We start from the raw sequence: 18,600 nt of genomic DNA on the forward strand, positions 1-18,600 counted from the left end.
GCGTCAGGCCGCGAACCCGCAGCCGCACCGGTCGAATCCAAGATGTCGTACGACGCAGGCGACCACTGTCCGAGGCACCCTGTCGGTCAAGGGTGAGTGCAGCTCAGCGCCTTGCGCCCGGAGGCGCCCTCGAGGGAGCGGATGGGCTCTCGCCCTCGGGAGGCGGCGGCCCCGGTCCTCCCCACTGCCGGCGGAACAGGATCGAGCAGGTATGGGAAAAGGGTGAGCCTCATCAACCCGGACAAGCGCGGGCTCGGGCGCTGTGACAGTAGCCGGGGGCGTTCTCTGTTACTTTTCGATTGCCGCCCGAGCGGCACGAGTCGCCGACGTCGTCGTGACCGACCACCGCAGATGCGGGCAATCAGGACAGGAAGCCGTGTGAAGCCCCTTGTGAACGGTGCGGCCACGGCGGGCGAACTGCTCCGGGCGAGTCGCCACGCCGTCCTGGAGGATCTTCCGGATCTGATCGCCGCGCACGCCCGCCCGCTGGGCCTGGCGCGCCCGCTGGTCTACCTCGTGGACGTGCAACAACAACTGCTCCGCCTGGTCCCCGGCCGGGCCGAAGACGGGGAGGGCGCGGACGGCTCCCCCGAGGCGGAGCTCCGGGTCGACGCCACACTGGCCGGCCGCGCCTTCCAGTGCGCCGAACCCGTCGAGACCCCGGCCGGCGCCGACGATGTCGACTCCGTTGATCCGCGCACCAGGCGCTTGTGGTTGCCGCTGACGGACGGCGCCGAGCGCCTGGGCGTGCTGGGCCTGGAAACCGACGACACCGACGACACCGTCCTCGACAAGGCGCTCGACCTCGCGCTCCTGGTGGGGTTGCTCCTGGTGAGCAAACGCGCCTACAGCGACTCCTACGAACGCCTGGTCCGTACCCGCCCGATGGGCCTGGCGGCCGAGATGCAGTGGACGCTGATGCCGCCGGGTTCCTTCGCCGGCGAGCAGGTCACCGTCAGCGCGGCCATGGAACCGGCGTACGAGATGGGCGGCGACGCGTACGAGTACGCCGTCGACGGTGACACCGCCCACCTGGCCGTCTTCGACGCCATGGGCCACGACACCTCCGCCGGCCTCACCGTCGCCCTCGCCCTGGCCGGCTGCCGCAGCAGTCGCCGCCACGGCGTGGGCCTGGTGGAAACCAGCGAGGCGATCGAGGCCGCCCTGCTGGGACAGTTCGGCCGCAGCCGCTACGCCACCGCGATCATCGCCGAACTCGACCTGCCCACCGGCGCCCTGACCTGGGTCAACCGCGGCCACCACCCACCGGTCCTGATCCGCAACGGCCAATGGGTCGCCACGCTGCAACGCCCGCCCGCCCACCCGATGGGCACCGACATGGGCCTGCCCGTCGAGCTGTACGAGGAACACCTCGAACCCGGCGACTGGCTCCTGCTCTACACCGACGGCGTCACCGAGGCCCGTAACCCGGAAGGCGAGATCTTCGGACTCGACCGGTTCGTCGACTTCGTCATCCGCCACATAGCGGACGGCCTGCCCGCGCCCGAGACCCTGCGCCGACTGATCCGGGCGATCCGCGAGTACCACCACGACCGGCTCCACGACGACGCCACCATCGTGCTCCTGCAATGGCACGGTGACGGCCCCTGATCACGGCGAGCCGGGGAACACCCGCTCCCGGCTCGTCCGGCTCGTGCCGCTGGTCAGACCACGGTGAGGACGTCGACCAGCATCAGGCGTGAACTCCCGCGCCGCATCCGCCGCGTCACCGCCGGCACCCACCCGCGCGCCGACGAGCCGACCCGCCACCGGACCGACACCGCCGATCGGCGCGGTCGTGCCGCCCGGCGGGCCGCCGTCAGACCTATCCGGCGAATCGGGCGGATGGCCGCCCGGATCGAGACGGCCCCGGGTCGGACGCGCACCGGACGTGGGTGGCGCCGCGCATGGGGGCGGAGGTCGTCGATGTCGGCCCAGACGGTCTTGCCGCCCCGGCGTGCCCGGACACCCCAGTCGGTGGTGAGCGTGTCGAGGATGTGCAGGCCGAAGCCGCCCTCGTGTTCGGCGCCGGTGTCGCGCCGGGCCGGTATCCGGGGATCGGTGTCGGAGACGGACAACCGGATACCGCTTCGAGTCCGGCGCAGGACCAGCCGCACGACCCCGTCGGTGTGCACTTGCGCGTTGGTCAGCACTTCCGAGGCGACCAGGACGGCCACCGCGACGCGATCCTCCTCCCAGCCCCAGCCGGCGAGCGTGGCACGCACCGCGTTCCGGGCCCGCCCGGACGCCCCGCTCCGCCGCGGCACGCGCCACCGAACGCAGGAACCGCGAAGTCGAAGCATGACCCACCTCTCCGGTGAATGAACCGTGGATACTCCTCGGCTCGCGAGACCGTCACCCGGATTCCAAAGTTCCGACAAAGGATGCCACAGGGCGCGCAGACCGTGGATTCGCCGGCCGTGACCCGCTTGCCGGGCTGACGCCGTCGTGTCGGCAGACTGCCCCACCACCCGGGCCACAACCCTCACCCGCCACAGTGGATCGGGCGGAGCGGCGACCGGCGCACGTCGACTCGAACACACCCGCGACGCGCGCACCGGTCCGAGAGCCGCTTCGCCTCACCCGGCCCTGCCCGGCAAGGGGGCGACCGACGCATCACCCACGTTGTGGCGCGCTGGACGAAGGAGTCGGGCTGGGAGCGCATGCGAGGCATCGATGCGCTACATCGACCCTCCTCGCGCAATCCGAGCCGGACCCCGGGTTTGGAAGGTGATCTGGATCGATGGGGCCGGTTGATCACTGGGGTAGTGGCTATGTCGGTGACGATCGACACCGGTTGTCGATGAGTTCGAGCACCACTAGCTGATGGTCGTGCCGTGAAGTGTCGATGAGTTCTGACACCACCTGCGATCAGGAACGACAGGGCTCGGCCGTGGCCTGGAAGCGGGTGCCGTTGAGGCGGCGCCCCGAGCAAGTGCGCGGCCAGGCCGCGGCCGTCGGCGATCCCACCGGCCGCCAGCACTGGCACCGGTGCCGAGATCGAGGGCTGGGTCATCCGGGACGGGACAGGCGCGCACGAAGATGAAGATCCCCGACTGCGTCCGGCTGCACGGCGTGATCACGCGGGCCACCCCACACACCGTGTGAGAGGCGCTGGCCAGCGGTACCGAACCGGCCGACTAGGGCTATTCGCCGCGGGTGTATCGTTCCGCCGGAAATTTCGAATACTTCTCCGGCCGCCCGTGTCCGGTGAGAGGTCGGTATGACGAATCTCGGACAAAATCATCCTGTTCCTGCCGAATTAGCCGATTTCCCTCTAGTGCCGGTGGAACAAGTGCTTCCAAGAATTTCCGACGTGTGTACGGCTTATCAGCTGAACGCGGAAGATTCTGCGCTTGTTTCGCAATCGTATGAAACAGCGCTGACCTATTTTGGTCCGTTCAATACTTGGCTGTCGGCTCGAATTCTCAAGGACCTCAAGCTGGAAAAGGCTCGCGACCCCGAGCGGAAGTCCGCCTTTATCGGCCGGGACGGACATGTTCTCGCGGCAGGCACCCGCGGCCTCGATCCCGAGTTCGATCATGTGGAGCTGTTGCTCTCCCGTAGCGTCGCGGAAGCGGCAATGAAGGACTTCGAGCGCATCACCGGTCTGGAGTTTCCGCTGGACCCGAGGACTTTCCGAACCTTCAGAAACAAGGTGACGGCGGAACAGGCCGTCGGGACCGTCAAGAACCTGCACGACTACCTGAAGAGCGTCGGCATCCCCGTGGACAGCCCCGGCTCCGGACTGTCCCTGGTGGACAACGGCATGCGAGGCGGATTGGCCGAGGTGGTGCGCCGTATCTACAAGTTGGACGTAAAACTACACCTGGCCATGGCGGGCACCAACGACAAGCACCCTCGACCCGACCGCATCAAGGGCCATCTCTTCCACCTCGTGGGCGAACCGGTCGGCTTGGGGCAGCACATGCCCGACGACCCCAACCTCACCTTCCTGTCGAACCCGGCGGTCTGCCTGTGGGAGGGACTGACCCCAGGGCCGCGGGCGACCATCAAGAAGATCACCCCGGACGGGCCCCAAGAAGACACCGCGGTCGCCCCAGAGCTATATCGGCACACCCCCGAGGAATGGAGGAACCCCGCCGCGGTAAAGGCCATGCACACCGGTGTGCTGCTGGCCGCCCACGATCACGCCTCCCGGTATCGCGGCATGCCGCTCGACGACGTCGTACGTGTCCTGAACGCGGATCGATACACGTTCCCCGACCAGATCCGCGGACTGCTCATGGGAAAACCCCACGACCCTGTCTTGGGAGGCATGCTGAAATCTGGCGCCAATAGACTGGTTTCCCCAACGGAAGCCGAGTTTCGCCGCAACCCTGCCGGCCTCGTAGCCGTCAAGGGCCTACTCCCGGCACTGTTGGCTCCCAAGCCCGAATACTCTCGCCGCCAGCCCGACTCCGGCCACTCCCCCGGCCTCGATCACTTCGGAAACTTCCTGCCCACGATCCAGCAGCTCGACCTTCGGAGGAACGAGAGCGGCGGCCGTGCGGCAGAACTTGGCTGAGAACTCAAACGATAGGTTGCGGCGGTGGGTTCGCCGGCCTGGACGGGGCCACGTCCAACCGGGTTCTGCGAGGCGGCAGCTTCTTGCGCGGCTCAGGCCACGCGGACGCCAGCGCCTTCGCGACGGTGCGCCGTCCCACCCCGTACTTGTGCTCGAGGGCGCGACCGGTCATCCCGGCCCGGGAATCGCGCCGGATGGCCGCGTACAGCTCGACCTTGGACGGTGACGGCATCGGCGCCCCCTCGCGGCGAAGAGCACTCCTGATGCTCCCACCGCAAGCCCACCACTGGTGCCCAAACTCATCGATACCACTTCCCCGCCCATCGAGGCGCGGTTACAACTCATCGACACCTGCGGTCACTTGTCACCGACAGAGCCAGGGGTAGGCGTCTCGGGGTGATGCCGTGACGGCAGCCGTCGGTCGGAGATGTGTTGACCGCAGTAAAGCGCTTGGGTCCGGGTGTCGATCCGGGTGCGCCGTGGATCGCTTCCTGGGGCTGCACGATCGGCACCTGCGTCAGGAACGAGTTGAGGGGCTGTCGGTGGGTGTTGTGGCGCCGGTGACGATGGCCTGGAGTGCCGCGACGTCGGCCTTGCTCCTCACCTGCGAAAACCGTTTTTCAGGGGCGAGTAGCTGGAGTGCTCGGCACGATGGCCCGAAGACGTCGTTAGCCATACACCGACCGGCACGACTTCTGCTGCGGCGAGTTCGGCTCCCAGACCTGTTCGCCGAAATCGCAGATGATCTTCGGGTCGATCGGGGGCGGTTGCGGGATCCTTACCGGTTCCTTCGTCTTCTTGGGCTGCTCCCGCGAGCGTGGGGGCTCCGCGCGCTGCGGCGAGGAATCGTCGCTGTGCACCCGCCCCCGTTCGCCGGTGTCGCGGCGGACCGGCGGAGCGACGAAGTCCCGGCCGTCGTCCGGGATTCGGCCGCCGGGCGCGGTGCGCGCCGGGTCGCCGCCGGCCTCCCCGCGGTCGGGATCGGAGGGTTCGGGCTCCGCTCCGGGAGAGGGTGACGCGCCGGCGTCGGGGACAGTGGGCGCCTCGGCGGTGGGATCCGGTGCGCCCGGCACGGGCGGGAGCGGCGCCCAGGGGGCGCCGGCGGGCGGGAGGGGGACGGCGGGCGGGAGGGGGACGGCGGCCGCGACGAGGCCCGGGTCCAGGGCCCTGGGCCGGTCGTCGGTGCCCGCCGGTTGGTGGGTGCATCCGGCCACGGCGCACAGCACCAGGACGCCGGCCAGGCGGGGGACGCGCACAACTGCCTCCTCGGGGGCCGCCGTCCGGGTGGCGGTCCTGTGGTGCGTAACGCGCGGGGTGGCGCGTGGGTCACTGCCGCAGGTCGGACGGGTGGCGTGACCGCTGTCCGTTGTGTTGTGATCGCGGGGCCGGCCGGACGATCACACTTGTTCGGGCCCCGGTGTCTTCGCCCGCGCGCGGTCGTTGCGGCTATCGACCGGCTGTGTCGGTGAGGGAGGGCGAGCCGCGCATGGGATCGACGACGCTGAAGCGCGGGCTGAGGGCCCTGGTCGGGCTTCCCGCACCGACCGAGCCGGACATCGCGGCGGTGGGGGCGGCATCGGAGAACCGGTGGGTGCAGGCGAGCCGCACCCCGCCGGCCGAACGCGCCCCCCAACCGCCGGCTTCGGCGGGCACGCCGTGGACGGTGGCCGAGGAGGACGACCGGACCCGATGGCTGCGGCGGGCCGGACGCGGCCTGGTGTGGGGCGTGGTCGGCCTCGCCGCGGTGACCGGGGTGCGGTCGTGGATCGCGCCGAACCACCAGCCCGCCCCGCCCGCGCCGGTGGCCGCGCCGCAGGCGCCGGCCTTTCCGGTCGACGCGGCGCAGGCGGTGGCAGCGCGGTGGGCGCGGGCCTACCTGACGTGGGACGGGACCCGGCCCCAGGACCGCGAACAGGCGCTGGCGGTGGACATGCCCGCCGGTGCCGACCCGGCCCAGGGCTGGACCCGGATGGGCCGGCAGAACGCGGTCGACGCGGTGGCGGGCACGGTCACACCGACCGGGGCCGACCGTGCCCGGGTGCGGGTGGACGTGCTGGTGGAGACCCCGCCCGCGCCCGGCGTCGCCCCGCTCGCCCGCTGGTTCGGCCTGGAGGTGCCGGTCCACCAGTCGGGGGGCCGGGTCGTGGTCAGCGGCGCCCCCGGGCTGCTCGGACTCGCGGGCCCGGCGGCCGGTGTGCCCGCGCTCGCGGCCAGGCCGGTGGACGCGGCGCTGGGCGCGGCGACGACCGAGACGGTGCGGACGTTCTTCGTGGCGCTGGCCGCGCGCGGCGACGTCGCGGCGATGGCCGCGCCGGGCGCGTTGATCCCGCCGCTGCCCGAGGGCATCGCGTTCGAGGCGCTGCGGTCCTGGTCGGTGGACGCCAGCGAGGGCGAGACCCGCACCGGAACGGCGGTGGTGGTGTGGCGCATCGGTGGCGCCGCGCTGGAACAGGTCTATCGGGTCTCGGTGACCCGGGTGTCGTCGTCGGCGGCGCAACGCTGGCAGGTCGCGTCGGTGCACGGCGGGGACGGGTGAGGAGAAGTCGCATGGACATCGCAACGACACTGGTCGAGGCCCCGCACGCGTTGGCGTTGGGCACCGGCGCGGATTTGACGAAGTGGGGTCTGGCGGCGGCCGGGAACCTGTTCGTGCTGGTCATGGTCACGCGCGCGGTGCTCGCCTACGCCAAGAGCGACTGGGGCACGCTGGTGACGTCCACGATCGCCGGGATCTTCGTGGCGGGTTTGATCTACACGCCCGACCAGGCCACCGCGATGTTCAAGAGCGCGTGGCAGATGGTCCTGGGCGGGGCCTGATGCGCACCGGGCACACGCTGACGCGGCATTTCGACCTGGAGCCGCGCCAGCACGAACTGCTGGGCCTGGACCTGGGCGAAGGGGTGCCACGCCGCACCCTGTTCCTGGGCATCGTGTCGGTGTCCGTGTGGGTCGGGGCGGTGTTCCTGCTGCTGGGCCTGCCCTCGCCGTCCACGTTCAGCGTGTACGTCCTGCCGCCGGGCCTGGTCACCGTGTTGGGGGCGCGCAGGTCCTCGCGGGTGGACCGGCGCCGCAACATCACCTGCTGGAGCCTGGCCGTGCGGTACCTGACGGTGGGGCACCGGCCGGTGGTGCTGGGTGGACGACGCCTCGCCCGGCGGGGCGAGTTGCTGTCCTGGCGGGCGCGATCCGCGGTGCGTCTGGAACGCCTGGCGGCTCTCGCGCCGTCGACGGACTGGGCGGAGCGGTGGCGCGTGGGGGAGACCGAACCCGAGCCCGCCGCCGGGTTGTCGTGGGCGTGGTCGCACCGGGCGCGGCTGGTGGGGTCGGACCGGATGGATCGGGCCCGTCGCCGCGCGGGTGCCCGGCGCGAGAGGACGACGGCGTGAAGGTGTTGCGGGCGCTGGGGAACCTGGTCGGGGTCGGTCCGGAGCGCTCGCTGCCGCCGCCGCGTTATCAGGCGATCGCGGACGGGCTGATCGTCACCGACCGCGCGGTGGAGGCGTGGTACGTGCTCCAGGCCAGCAACACCGACCTGATGTCGGAGCCCGCGCGCGACGCCGAACACGACCAGGCCGCGTCCGCGTTGGCCCGAGCCCTCGCCAAGTACGACTGCCACCTGCGGATCCTGTGGGCGCCGATCTCCCCGGACGACTACGCGGCCGAGGCGAGCGCGATGTTCACCGCCGGCGACGGCCCGGCCTGGGCCGACCTGTGGGTTCGTCGAGTGCGTGAACTGGCCCTTCCCGGGCGCCACCTGCTGCTCGGGGTGCGGATCGCGGACCGCATGGGGCCTGCGGCGGCCCAGGTGCGGGCCGGCGTGCAGGGGATGACCGGGCTGGCGTCGGGCCAGGTGTCGGACCGGGAGATGGCCCGCTACGACGCGCTCGCGCGCCGATTGCTGCGCACCCTGGAGGCCACGCCCTGGCGGGCGGCACCGGCAGGGGTGGACCTGCTGGCGTGGTCGATCGCCCGCGAACAGCACCGCAGCGTGCCCCCGCCAGCCGACGGCGCCGGGCAGGTCACCGGGGCCCGGCTCGCGCAGCTCACCCGCGGCCGGGTGGTGCCCTACCCGGACCACGTGCGGGTGATGGACGCCGAGGGCGGCGTCGCCGCCTGGGTGTCGGTCCTGGCGATGACCGCCTTTCCCGAGGAGATGCAGTCGCCGGGCGCCGGCGAATGGCTGCGCGTGCTCAGCGAGATTACCTACGCCCCCGACTTCGTCGACGGCTGGGACGAGGACTTCGACGCGGGCGTGTGGCCGGTCTGCCCAGAGGCGAGCCTGCGGTTTCGCGTGATGGAGCGGCGCGAGGCGCACAAGCTCGTCGACGGCGCCCGCAAGCTCGCCAAGGAACAACGCCACAGCGCGGGGCGGCAGTCCGCGGGCGAGACGAGCCGGGAGATCGAGGAGACCGAGGACACGATGGCGGAGTTGTCCCGCGCGATGCGCCGGGACGACGTCACCCTCGTGGTCGACCACCCCCGCCTGGTGGTGACCTCCGACGTCGGACTCGAGGACCTGCGGGCCCGCGTCGACGCCACCATCGCGCACTTCGGCGGGTGCGGGATCGAGGTCGTGGTCGGCGAGGAGGAACAGCGCGATCTGTGGCTGGAGGCCCAGCCCGGCGACCGCACCCGCGTGATGGACCTCGGGCACGTGCGCACCGCCGACGCCCTCGCGGGGAGCTGGTTCTGGGGCGGGGCCCAGGTCGGCGACGACCACGGCCCGGTGGTCGGCGTGCTCACCGGATCCACGCCCGGACTGGTGCGCCACGACCTCACCGCCGGCTCCGATCGCGGGGACGCCACCACGACGGCGATCATCGGCCGGTCCGGACGCGGCAAGACCACCTTGATGATGCTGGAGCTGCTCAACGCCGCCTTCCGCGGGGCGATGGTCCTCGCGCTGGACTTCAAGGGCGACCTGGGCGGACTCGTCGAGGCGGGGAGGCACTTCGGGCTGCCCGCGCACGTCGTGGAGCCCGACACCCAGCACGCCGGGGTCCTGGACCTGTTCCGCATGCTCCAGGCCGGGCCAGCGCAGATGGAGGTCACCGCGCAACTGCACATGCTGCTGCCGCCGCACCTGCGCGCCCGCGGCGCCGAGACCGCGATCCAGGCCGCCGTCAACGTCGTCTCCGGCATGCCGGAGCCGGCGACCTGGCGGGTGCTGGAGGAACTGCGCGGCTCCGCCGACGACCTCGCGCGCGCGTGCGGCGCGGCCTTGGGCGACCTGGCGGCGACCGCGCTGGGCGCCCCGGTGATGGGCCGGCCCGCCGAGGGGGCCACGCTGCTGGAACCCACCCCGGGCCTGTGGCTGATCCAGGTCCCGGGGATGACGCTGCCCCAGGCCGGGACCGCCCGCGAGGACTGGGAGGTCACCCACCGCCTGTCCTACGCGCTGATGCAGAGCCTGATCGCCTACGCGGTGATCACCGCCGGCCGCAAGGACCTGCGCGCGCTGCGCAAGGTCGTCGCCGTGCCCGAGGTGCACGTGCTCACCGCCACCGCCCAGGGCCGCACGTTCCTCCAGTACATCGCCCGGGTGGGCCGCGCGCTGCGCCAGGCGATGGTCTTCGACACCCAGGACCCGGACAGCGTCGTCGAACTCCATGGCCTGATCGAGCAGATCACCACCTTGTACGCGTTCCAGCTCACCAGCGAGACCCAACAGGACGCGGTCGCGCGGCTGCTGGACATGCCGGTCGACGCGAACACCCGCGCGCTGCTGCGGGCGATCGGGATCGGCCCCACCGGCGAGGTCCGGCACGGCCACTGCATCATGCGCGACGACAAATTCAGGCTCGCGACCGTGCAGATCGACATCCCCAGCCCCGAACTCGCCGCGATGCTCTCGACCACCCCCGACGCGGGCGAACCCGAGATCCCCGACCGGCCGGAGCCCGCACCCGCGGGCGCGATCCCGGCGGAGGCCAGTGCATGAGGACCACCCCGCTCGGATCCCCCGCGCTGCTCGCGCTGGCCGTGCTCGCCGTCGGGGCGAGCGGCTGCGTCCACGTGCACGGGGAGCGCGCCGACACCGTCAAGGCCCCCGACACCGGCGCCCAGGTCCAGGCCGTCGCCCGCGACTACACCCGGGCGATCCTCGACAGGAACTGGCAGGCGGTGTGCGCGGCCCAGACCATCGGCGGCCGGTTCGGCGACTCGGTCGAGAAGTGCGTCCGGGGCCACACCGGGCCCGAGTCCGCCTCGCCCGACGACGCGCGGATCGGCCCGCTGCGGACGGAGACGCCGCTGCCGGTGCCCGCGTACGGGCGACACCCGCACGGATGGGCGGTCGGCGTGCGCTACGACGTCACCTTCCCCGGCCGGGCGCCGATCGCCGCGTACAAGAGCCTGCGCGTGGTGCGCGAGGGCGAGCGGTGGGCGATCGACCAGTACACCGACGTCGGCCGCACCGCCGGCGCCGGGTCGGCGCCGGCGGTCGCGGCGTTGACGGGCGGCTGAGCGTGTCGATCCCCCGCATGCGCGCGCGGACCGCGCTGATCCCGTTGATGGCCGCGCTGACCACGCTGATGGTGTGCGCGGGCACCGCCCACGGCCAGCCCCTTCCGGACCCGGGCGGCATCGGCGACCTGATCCCCACCCCGCCCCGCCCGGCCGGGCAGGGCACCTTCTATGAGTCCTACAGCAACGCGAACCTGTACGTGCTGGACGTGCAGATCGGGTGGCGCGAGTTCGGCGACGGCATGGGCCGGGTGATTCCGGACGCGTGCATGTCGTTGATCGTCACCATCGGCGCGGCCGTGGTCTGCGTCATCCAGTGGGTGTTCCAGGCCACCAGCATCCCGGGCCTGATGCCGCCGATCGAGGGCGCGATCAAGGGCGCCGCCGGGCTGTTGATGCCCACCCTGTTGCCGGTGGGGATCGCCTTCGGCGGGCTGGTCGCCTACGCCCGCCGCGGCGGCGGGTCGGAGCTGGGGCAACTCGCGTGGGTGGCGGTGTCGACCATCGTGTCGATCTCGCTGCTGACGTCGCCGCAGGTGTGGACCCAGGGCATCGACAACGCCCGCACGTTCGGCGCGGACGTGGCGATGAGCGCGACCGCGTCCGGGATCGGCGACGGCTCGGCCGAGCCGATCCGTCTCGAACCGCCCGCGATGACCGGCGACCCCCGCAAGGACATGCCGCGAAAGGCCGCGGACGCGGTGTGGCGGGCCTACGTCCTCACGCCGTGGTGCGTCGCCGAGTTCGGTTCGCTCGCCGCGTGCGAGAAGTACGGCAAGGGACTGCTGGACCAGGGCACCGACCGCGACAAGCGCGAGCAGTGGCTGCACATGGAGGTCAGCGAGAAGGAGGTCGGCGAGGAGGGCATGCGCTGGCGGCAGGGTCACCGCCCCGACGGCCGCATGAAGGTCACCATCCTCTCGCTGGTGGCGATCGTCCTGTTCGGGCTGTTGGCGATCGTGTTGGCGTTCGCGTCGATCGCCAGCCTGATCGGCGCCCTGATGCTGCTGATCGCCGGCAGCGTGTTCTCCTGCATGTGGATGATCCCCGGCCGCACCCGCCAGTGGGGCGTGCGCTGGTTCGACGAACTCCTCGGGATGACTTTGCAATCGGGCATCGTCACGATGACGCTCGGCGGCGTGTTGATCGTCAACACCGCGGCGACGAACCTGATGCCGGAGCAGGGATGGCTGCCCTCGATCGGGATCTCCTGCGGCGCCATCGTGATGGCGATGAAGTTCCGCAAATCCCTCGAAGGCATCGTCGGTTCCTCCGGGGTCGGCGGCCCGGGGATGCTGATGACCGGGTTCATGATGGCCAAGGGCACCAAGATGGCCGCCGGCGCCGCGAAGGGCCTGGGCAAGGCCGGGTTCAACTTCACCAAGAACGTCGCGCAGTGGAGGCCGCCGCACGGCCCCCCGAACATGCCCCGCGGGGCCGGCCCCGCGAGCGCGGCCGGCCCCGGGAATCCCGGCGGGCGGATCCGACGCTTCGGCGGCCCCGGCGGCGGGCGCCGGCCCGGCAGCGGGGCCCCCGCCCTGGGCGGAGGCGGCGGGCCCGCGGGCATCGCCCCGGCGCCGGCCGCCGCCGGGGCGCTGCCGCCCGCGCGCTCCCCGATCGCGCTGGGAGCCGGCCGGACCGGCTCCTCCACGGTGCCCATGCAGGGCCGGTCCATCGCCGCGCCGCCCGCGCCCCAGCGACGGGCCCTGCCCCCGGGCAGCCTGGCCCCCACCGCCCCGGCGGCCCCCGGGCCGTCCGCGATCACCCGCGGATCGGCGGTGCTGCGCCCCGAACACGGCGCGATCCCCACCTCCGGCGGGTTCCGCACCGTGCCCCCGGCCGGCACCGTGCGCCCGCGCGTCATCCGCGGCGAGGTCGTATCGAGCACCACCACCCGCCCCACCCCCGCAGGCCCGCCCGCCGCGCGCCGCGGCCGCGCACGGGCCAAGGCCCCCGCGCCCACCCCGGGGCGCCGGTCGTGACCCGCAGGCCCGGCCCCGACCCGGACGATCCGCACGCGTGGGACGACGAACACCCCGACCCCGCCCCGCAGTCGACGTACGGTCTGCGCCAGGCTCTGCGACCGGGCTACGACTACCCCGACGAGGCCCGACACGGACCCTGGCGCGACCGGCGCCGCGCCCGCCGCGAACACCGGGCGCGCGACCGCCGCGCCCGCGCCCGATGGGCGGCCGAACAACGCGAGGCGGCCGGGCCGCAGCGCGTGTTCGTGGCCCTGTTCGCCCTCGCGGTGATCGTCGGCGGATCGTCGGTCCTGGCCCACACCTGGTGGCAGGCCGACCCCGCCCGCCCGGCGGCCCTCACCACCCCCTCCCCCGCCCGCTCCGACACCGCCCCGCTGGCCGGCCCCGCCGCGACCGCACCGAGCGCGGTGCCCTCGACGCCGGCGCGCGTGGACCGCACCGGCGCCGAGGGCACCGCGGAGGCGTGGACCCGCGCCTACCTCACCCGCGACCCGGTCGCCGACCAGACCCACGAGGCCGCCGTCGACCGCGCCGCCCCCTGGGCCACCCCCACGCTGAGCGCGAACCTCGCCGCGTACGCCGACCCCGCCTGGGACCGGCTGGTCTCCGCGGGCGGCGTCGCCCGCGTCACCGGCGCGAGCGTGGGCCCGGCCGCCCCGGGCCTGCCCGGCGACTCCCCGGTGCGGGTGTGGCGCCAGGTCGTCGCCCGCATCGACGTCGACGCCACCGACGGCCACCAGGTCGAGACCCGCACCGTGCAGGTCGAACTCGTCGCCGGGCCGGGCGGATGGCTGGTCTCGCGCGTCCTGGGGGTCTAGCCGGTGGCCGCACGCGAGATCGGACGCGAGGCCGCGCGCCGGCTCGCGATGTGGGCCGCCCGCAAACTCCTCCTCAAGGGCGCCGTCATCGTCGCGTGCATCCTGCTCGCCGTGGTCCTGGTCGTCACCGCGATCGGCGCGATCCTCGGCGCCTCCACCGCCGGCGCGAGCGAGTTGTGCGGGGCCGGCCCCGGCCAACCCGAACTCACCGCCGGCGCGGGCGCCGTCTCCGCCGACCAGGGCATCCACGCCCAACAACTCGCCAACGCCAAGACCATCGACCGAGTCGCCGTCGGGCGGGCGCTGCCCGGGCACGCCACGTTGATCGCGCTGATCACCGCGCTGCAGGAATCGACCCTGTTGAACCTGGACCACGGCATGGGCGACAGCGTCGGCCTGTTTCAACAGACGCCCTCCAACGGGTGGGGAACCCCGGCCCAACTCATGGACCCCCTCTACGCGACCAACGCCTTCTTCGGCGGCCCGCAGCCCCCCTCGCCGCCGGGACTGGTCGAGATCGCCGGGTGGCAGTCCATGGAACCGGGCGCCGCCGCGCAGGCCGTGCAGCAGTCCAACTTCCCCACCCTGTACACCGGGCACCTGGCCGCGGCGCGCCGGCTCGCGGCGGAGGCCGGCATCGATCTCGACCGCGCCGGCATCACCCCTGCCGTCGGGCGCGATTCCATGCTGCGCGACGACACCCCGATCGACCCCGACCGCGTCGACCCCTACGGCGTCGACCCGTGCCCGCGCCCGGCCGACGGATCCGAGGCGGGCGCCCCCTTCGCCGACGGCCCGGCCCACTGGCCTCCCGAGGTCCGCAATCCGCGCGCGGCCGCGGACGCGATCGCGTGGGCGCAGGCCCAGGTCGACGGCCCGGCCCACTGGTATCGCCGTTGTTTGGCGTTCGTGGCGATCGCCTACGGCTGGCATTCCAGCGGCACCGACTACGCCATCGACCACTACCGGCGGATGCCCGCCCACATGCGCCACGACGGCGACCGCTCGCCACCGCCGGGCGCGCTGGTGTTCTGGGAGACGTCCTCGCGCGCGGGACACGTCGCGATCTACGTCGGCGGCGGCCGCGCGGCCAGCAACGACATCGACCGGCCCGGCCACATCGACATCGCCCCGATGTCCGACTTCGAGACCCGCTGGCGCGCCCACTACGTCGGCTGGTCCCCGCCGTACTTCCCGCGCGGCGGGTGAACCGGAACCGAACTCCCCCGCACCTCCCGGGCGCCGCGCACGGCACCCGGGACGACCACACCCCGAACCGACCCTTGAGGAGTTTCGCCATGGGCGAGCGCGTCATCCGCTACGACGACCTCGACGAGAGCACCGACGGCGTCGAGACCGACGAATTCATGTATCGCGGCGTCACCTACGAGATCGACCTCGGACCGGCCAACCGCGACCGCCTCGACGCCGCGCTGGCGCCCTTCATCGACGCCGCCCGCCGCAAGGGCCGCGTCCCCTCCGCGCGGCCGTCGGGCAAATCCCGAAGCCGATCCACCAGCCCCGACAAGGCGATCCGCGAAACCGCCCGCGCCCAGGGACGCGACGTCCCCCGACGCGGCCCCGTCCCCGACGAACTGCGCGCCGCCGTCGCGGAGACCCAGGAGAGCACACCGCGTGCGTGAGGAGTCTCCACACCCCCGCCGGGTCGTACGCGTCCAGCCGTGCGACCCGGCGGGACTGTGGCACCGGCGACCCGAGGATCCGGGACCGCGACCGTGCCACCTCGTGCTCCACCTGCACACCGCGACGCTGACCGCGTACTGGGCCCAGGAGGACACCACGCCGCCGCTCGTCGCGGTCGGCTGGGTCCTGCGCTGGCCCCTCGCGCCGCTGCCCCCTCCCGTCGCCGACGCCCTGTTGGAGCGGGCCCGCCCGCACGCCCAACGTCTGATCGACGCCACCACGCTGCTCGACGGCGACGACGGCGGACTGCGCATGGGCACCGCCGCAGGTCGCGCCCTGGACGCGCTCGCGCGCCTGGCCGCCGACACGTTCGACCACCCCGCCCGCGTCCGCGTCCCCGCCCACGTGCGCGCGGCCGGGAACACTTGAAGGAGACTCGTGTCGAAATCCCCCACCGCCCCGGTCGACCCCGCGTCGGTGCCCGATTCCCCCGTGTACGAGATCCGCATCGTGGACGGCGGCGCCACCATCGACGGCGACCCCGTCGCCGTCCCCGAGGGCGGCGACCCGTACGTGGCCGCGCTGCTGGAAGTCCGCGCCCAGGCCGTGCTGCACGCGCGCCCGGTGCGGGCCGTCGGCCACGACCGCGACGGCAGCCGCACCGAACTCGTCGTACCCCCCGAGGGCGACGTCCTCCTGCTGTCGCAGACCCCGCCACCCCCCACGTCCGCCCCGAAGTGCGCGCCGCCGGCACCCGACTCGGCGACGCCCCTGGCCGACGTCGCCGAGCCGCCCTTCGAGGACGTCGCCGCGACCGTGCGGGAGTTGCCCGCGCGGCCGAGGAAGCGCCCCCGCCCGCGCGTGCGCCGCGCGGCCGTGGCCACGGTGACCATCGGCGCCGTCGCGGGCGCGGCCATCGCACTGTGGCCCACACCACACCGCGAAACCGCCGCACGCACCGCACCCGCCGCCGGGGTCACCCCGTTGAAACTGGCCGTGCCCGCCGGCTGGAGCACCACCTCCGCATGGTCCGCCGCGATCGCCACCCCCGACACCGAAACCCCCACCCTCGCCGCCGACGACACCGTGCTCGCGGCGATCACGCCCGACCACCGCCCGACAGTCCTGGACCCGGCCACCGGCGCCCCGCGCTGGATCGGCGAAACCCTCCCGGCCGGCCACGGCGGCGTGCACCTGACACGCGACGGGGCCCGCCGCGTGATCGCGATCCGCACCGCCGACGCGCTGCTGCTGTGGCCGGCCGACACCACCACCGCACCCCGGCCGCAGCGGGTCCCGCTGCCGTCCGGCGCGCAGGTGACCTACGCGGGATCCGTGCCCCTGGTCGGCTACCCCGACGGCACCGCAGCCGCCGTGCGCGGCGCCGCCCTGGACCCGCTGCCGCTGCCCGCAGGAGCGGTCGCGATGGCCGCCGACACCGCGCTCGCCGTGTCGGCCCGCACGGTCGGACCGTGGACCCTGCACGCCGGCGACCAAGTCGCCTGGGACGTCACCCCCGCCGCCCCGCGTTCCGGCGCCCGGATGGTGCGGATCGTCGGCGCCGGACACGGCGTCGTCGCCGCGCTGTGGAGCGGTTTTGCGGACGCCGGCGAAACCCTGGTCGTCCACGACGCCACGACCGGCGGCGTGCGCGCGCGAGCCGACGCACCCGCCGCCGAGTTCGCCCACGCGCGGTGGCTGTACCCGGGCGGCCCGATCGCCGCGTACGGTCCCGTCGTCATCGACATGACCGGCGGCGCGGTCACCTCGGGTTGGGGTTTCACCGCCCGCTCGATCACCGGCGGACTCGCCTACGGAACCCGCGGCGAGGCGGCGGCGGCACTGCGTCCGCAGCGCGGCATCGAGGAGCTGCCCGCGCGCGCCGCGACCCCCTGGGCGATCGTCGACGGGCGGGCGATCGTGCTCACCGACCGACGCGGCGCCACCACCGTGCACGCGCTCTCCCCGATCCGATGACCGCGGCCGGAGCGGGCGCCTCCGCACAGGCCGAGTACCGCCGACGTCGCCGTGCGCGCGTGGTGCGCGCGCTGCGACTGCTGCCGCTGGTCGTGCTGTTCGCCGCAGCCGCGGGCATCCTCCTCGCGCGCCGACTCGGCGCCGTCGTGGGGATTGTGCTCGCGGTCGCGATCGTCCTCGCGCACCTCGTTCGCACCGCTCGTCCCGCGCGTGCGGAAACCGCGTGGCGCGTCGGCGCGCGCGGCGAACGCGAGACCGCGCGACACCTGAACCCTTGGAGCGGTCGGGCGCTGTCGTCCTGCACGACCTCGCCGTTCCCCACAGCCGCGCGAACGTCGACCACCTGGTCTGCACGCGCACCCACACCTGGGCGGTGGACACCAAACGCTGGCGCCGTGACGCCCGCGTCCACGTGCGCAAGGGCACCCTGTGGTGCGGCGACGTGAACCACGAGCGAACCCTGGCCACCACGCGATGGATCGCCGCGCGCGTGGCCGCCGAGCTCTCCCGTCGCGCGGGCGTCGGCCCCGTGGAGGTGGTCCCCGTCATCGCCGTCCACGGCGCCCTCGTCCGGCGCGGGGGGTTTCACGTCGACGGCGTCCTGGTCGTGCCCGCGCGCGATCTCGCGCGCACGCTCCGCCCCTCCCGAACCGGGCGATCCGAAAACCGCATGACGGCCATTGCCGAAACGGCGAGGACGGCCTTGAAAAACCCCACGAGGGCACCGTGACAGGCCCGGCGGCGAGGCGTTTCCGAGAAAGTCCCCTGCGTCGCCGAAACCCCTTTCGGAGGAGAGAGGAGCGGCCGGCTCTCGCGGGCGGGGGACGCCCCGCGAGAGTGATCTCAGGGCGATCTTCGAGTGATCTTCGGGTGATCTCGATCCATCCACTCTCACCTCCTCTGACCTGCCTTTTTCTTCGATCTCATTCGAGACCACCCACTCCCTTCGTGCCTCAGAGAGTGGGTGGTCTCGGATGAGATCTCAGAGTCAGATCAGAGGAGGTGAGAGTGGATGGAAACCCAAGTGAGAGAAGGAAAAGGAAGGAGAGGGAAGGAAGGTAAGTCAAAGTCAAAAGCAAAGTCAAAGGCAAAGGCGAAAGCGGACACGCCTGGCGGCGTGGCTGTGCTTATGCCCCGGCGCGTATCTGCGGTGTGGTGTGCAGGCCCTGGGGGGCCTGCACAC

The 18,600-nt window shown here is 72.9% G+C and carries 16 protein-coding genes; 14 read left to right on the plus strand and 2 right to left on the minus strand.

Annotated elements, in window-relative coordinates; genetic code table 11:
* Positions 1 to 378: 378 nt before the first annotated feature.
* Positions 379 to 1,611: a PP2C family protein-serine/threonine phosphatase gene (locus ACZ4FV_RS29810; protein ID WP_465323730.1), complete on the plus strand. Its 1,233-nt coding sequence runs from the start codon at positions 379 to 381 to the stop codon at positions 1,609 to 1,611.
* A 53-nt stretch (positions 1,612 to 1,664) separates the two neighbouring features.
* On the opposite strand, the gene ACZ4FV_RS29815 is transcribed toward ACZ4FV_RS29810, so the two are convergent.
* Positions 1,665 to 2,303, minus strand: a complete 639-nt coding sequence (locus ACZ4FV_RS29815; RefSeq protein WP_465323731.1) for an ATP-binding protein — start codon at positions 2,301 to 2,303, stop codon at positions 1,665 to 1,667.
* A 920-nt stretch (positions 2,304 to 3,223) separates the two neighbouring features.
* Between ACZ4FV_RS29815 and ACZ4FV_RS29820 the strand changes: the two genes are divergently transcribed.
* Positions 3,224 to 4,528, plus strand: coding sequence for a hypothetical protein (locus ACZ4FV_RS29820; protein ID WP_465323732.1), 1,305 nt, complete (start codon positions 3,224 to 3,226; stop codon positions 4,526 to 4,528).
* 668 nt (positions 4,529 to 5,196) lie between these two features.
* On the opposite strand, the gene ACZ4FV_RS29825 is transcribed toward ACZ4FV_RS29820, so the two are convergent.
* A complete protein-coding gene (locus ACZ4FV_RS29825) occupies positions 5,197 to 5,784 on the minus strand; it encodes a hypothetical protein (protein WP_465323733.1) in 588 nt (195 codons plus the stop codon).
* A gap of 230 nt (positions 5,785 to 6,014) precedes the next feature.
* Here ACZ4FV_RS29825 and ACZ4FV_RS29830 point away from each other — a divergent pair, with 230 nt between their 5' ends.
* From ACZ4FV_RS29830 to ACZ4FV_RS29885, 12 genes are all read left to right on the plus strand, one after another.
* Positions 6,015 to 7,064, plus strand: coding sequence for a conjugal transfer protein (locus ACZ4FV_RS29830; RefSeq protein WP_465323734.1), 1,050 nt, complete (start codon positions 6,015 to 6,017; stop codon positions 7,062 to 7,064).
* An 11-nt stretch (positions 7,065 to 7,075) separates the two neighbouring features.
* Positions 7,076 to 7,345, plus strand: a complete 270-nt coding sequence (locus ACZ4FV_RS29835) for a hypothetical protein (RefSeq protein ID WP_465323735.1) — start codon at positions 7,076 to 7,078, stop codon at positions 7,343 to 7,345.
* The gene (locus tag ACZ4FV_RS29840) at positions 7,345 to 7,914 is read left to right on the plus strand and encodes a hypothetical protein (protein WP_465323736.1); all 570 of its coding nucleotides are present in this window, start codon (positions 7,345 to 7,347) and stop codon (positions 7,912 to 7,914) included. Before ACZ4FV_RS29835 ends, ACZ4FV_RS29840 begins: the two co-directional genes overlap by 1 nt.
* Positions 7,911 to 10,469: an ATP-binding protein gene (locus ACZ4FV_RS29845; RefSeq protein ID WP_465323737.1), complete on the plus strand. Its 2,559-nt coding sequence runs from the start codon at positions 7,911 to 7,913 to the stop codon at positions 10,467 to 10,469. The genes ACZ4FV_RS29840 and ACZ4FV_RS29845 overlap by 4 nt, the downstream gene beginning before the upstream one ends.
* Positions 10,466 to 10,993, plus strand: a complete 528-nt coding sequence (locus ACZ4FV_RS29850) for a hypothetical protein (RefSeq protein WP_465323738.1) — start codon at positions 10,466 to 10,468, stop codon at positions 10,991 to 10,993. Before ACZ4FV_RS29845 ends, ACZ4FV_RS29850 begins: the two co-directional genes overlap by 4 nt.
* Before the next feature lie 17 nt (positions 10,994 to 11,010).
* Positions 11,011 to 12,975, plus strand: coding sequence for a hypothetical protein (locus tag ACZ4FV_RS29855; protein ID WP_465323739.1), 1,965 nt, complete (start codon positions 11,011 to 11,013; stop codon positions 12,973 to 12,975).
* Entirely contained in the window at positions 12,972 to 13,796 is an 825-nt protein-coding gene (locus ACZ4FV_RS29860; protein ID WP_465323740.1) for a hypothetical protein, read from the plus strand. Before ACZ4FV_RS29855 ends, ACZ4FV_RS29860 begins: the two co-directional genes overlap by 4 nt.
* A gap of 3 nt (positions 13,797 to 13,799) precedes the next feature.
* Positions 13,800 to 15,005 (plus strand): C40 family peptidase, encoded by a 1,206-nt coding sequence (locus ACZ4FV_RS29865; protein ID WP_465323741.1) that lies wholly within the window; start codon positions 13,800 to 13,802, stop codon positions 15,003 to 15,005.
* Positions 15,006 to 15,094: 89 nt separating this feature from the next.
* A complete protein-coding gene (locus tag ACZ4FV_RS29870) occupies positions 15,095 to 15,439 on the plus strand; it encodes a histone-like nucleoid-structuring protein Lsr2 (protein WP_465323742.1) in 345 nt (114 codons plus the stop codon).
* Positions 15,440 to 15,542: 103 nt separating this feature from the next.
* Positions 15,543 to 15,869 carry a hypothetical protein gene (locus tag ACZ4FV_RS29875; RefSeq protein ID WP_465323743.1) on the plus strand — a complete coding sequence of 109 codons (327 nt, stop codon included), beginning with the start codon at positions 15,543 to 15,545 and terminating at the stop codon, positions 15,867 to 15,869.
* 9 nt (positions 15,870 to 15,878) lie between these two features.
* Positions 15,879 to 17,417, plus strand: a complete 1,539-nt coding sequence (locus ACZ4FV_RS29880) for a hypothetical protein (protein WP_465323744.1) — start codon at positions 15,879 to 15,881, stop codon at positions 17,415 to 17,417.
* A gap of 274 nt (positions 17,418 to 17,691) precedes the next feature.
* Positions 17,692 to 18,147, plus strand: a complete 456-nt coding sequence (locus tag ACZ4FV_RS29885; protein WP_465323745.1) for a nuclease-related domain-containing protein — start codon at positions 17,692 to 17,694, stop codon at positions 18,145 to 18,147.
* The last annotated feature ends 453 nt before the right edge of the window (positions 18,148 to 18,600 follow it).

Source organism: Embleya sp. NPDC025285 (genome assembly GCF_055558835.1).

What these genes read in the sequence shown, in the direction of transcription:
- ACZ4FV_RS29815 (WP_465323731.1), bottom strand. Translation starts at nt 2,303, where the DNA reads ATGCTTCGACTTCGCGGTTCCTGCGTTCGGTGGCGCGTGCCGCGGCGG.
- ACZ4FV_RS29820 (WP_465323732.1), top strand. Translation starts at nt 3,224, where the DNA reads ATGACGAATCTCGGACAAAATCATCCTGTTCCTGCCGAATTAGCCGAT.
- ACZ4FV_RS29830 (WP_465323734.1), top strand. Translation starts at nt 6,015, where the DNA reads ATGGGATCGACGACGCTGAAGCGCGGGCTGAGGGCCCTGGTCGGGCTT.
- ACZ4FV_RS29835 (WP_465323735.1), top strand. Translation starts at nt 7,076, where the DNA reads ATGGACATCGCAACGACACTGGTCGAGGCCCCGCACGCGTTGGCGTTG.
- ACZ4FV_RS29840 (WP_465323736.1), top strand. Translation starts at nt 7,345, where the DNA reads ATGCGCACCGGGCACACGCTGACGCGGCATTTCGACCTGGAGCCGCGC.
- ACZ4FV_RS29850 (WP_465323738.1), top strand. Translation starts at nt 10,466, where the DNA reads ATGAGGACCACCCCGCTCGGATCCCCCGCGCTGCTCGCGCTGGCCGTG.
- ACZ4FV_RS29855 (WP_465323739.1), top strand. Translation starts at nt 11,011, where the DNA reads ATGCGCGCGCGGACCGCGCTGATCCCGTTGATGGCCGCGCTGACCACG.
- ACZ4FV_RS29870 (WP_465323742.1), top strand. Translation starts at nt 15,095, where the DNA reads ATGGGCGAGCGCGTCATCCGCTACGACGACCTCGACGAGAGCACCGAC.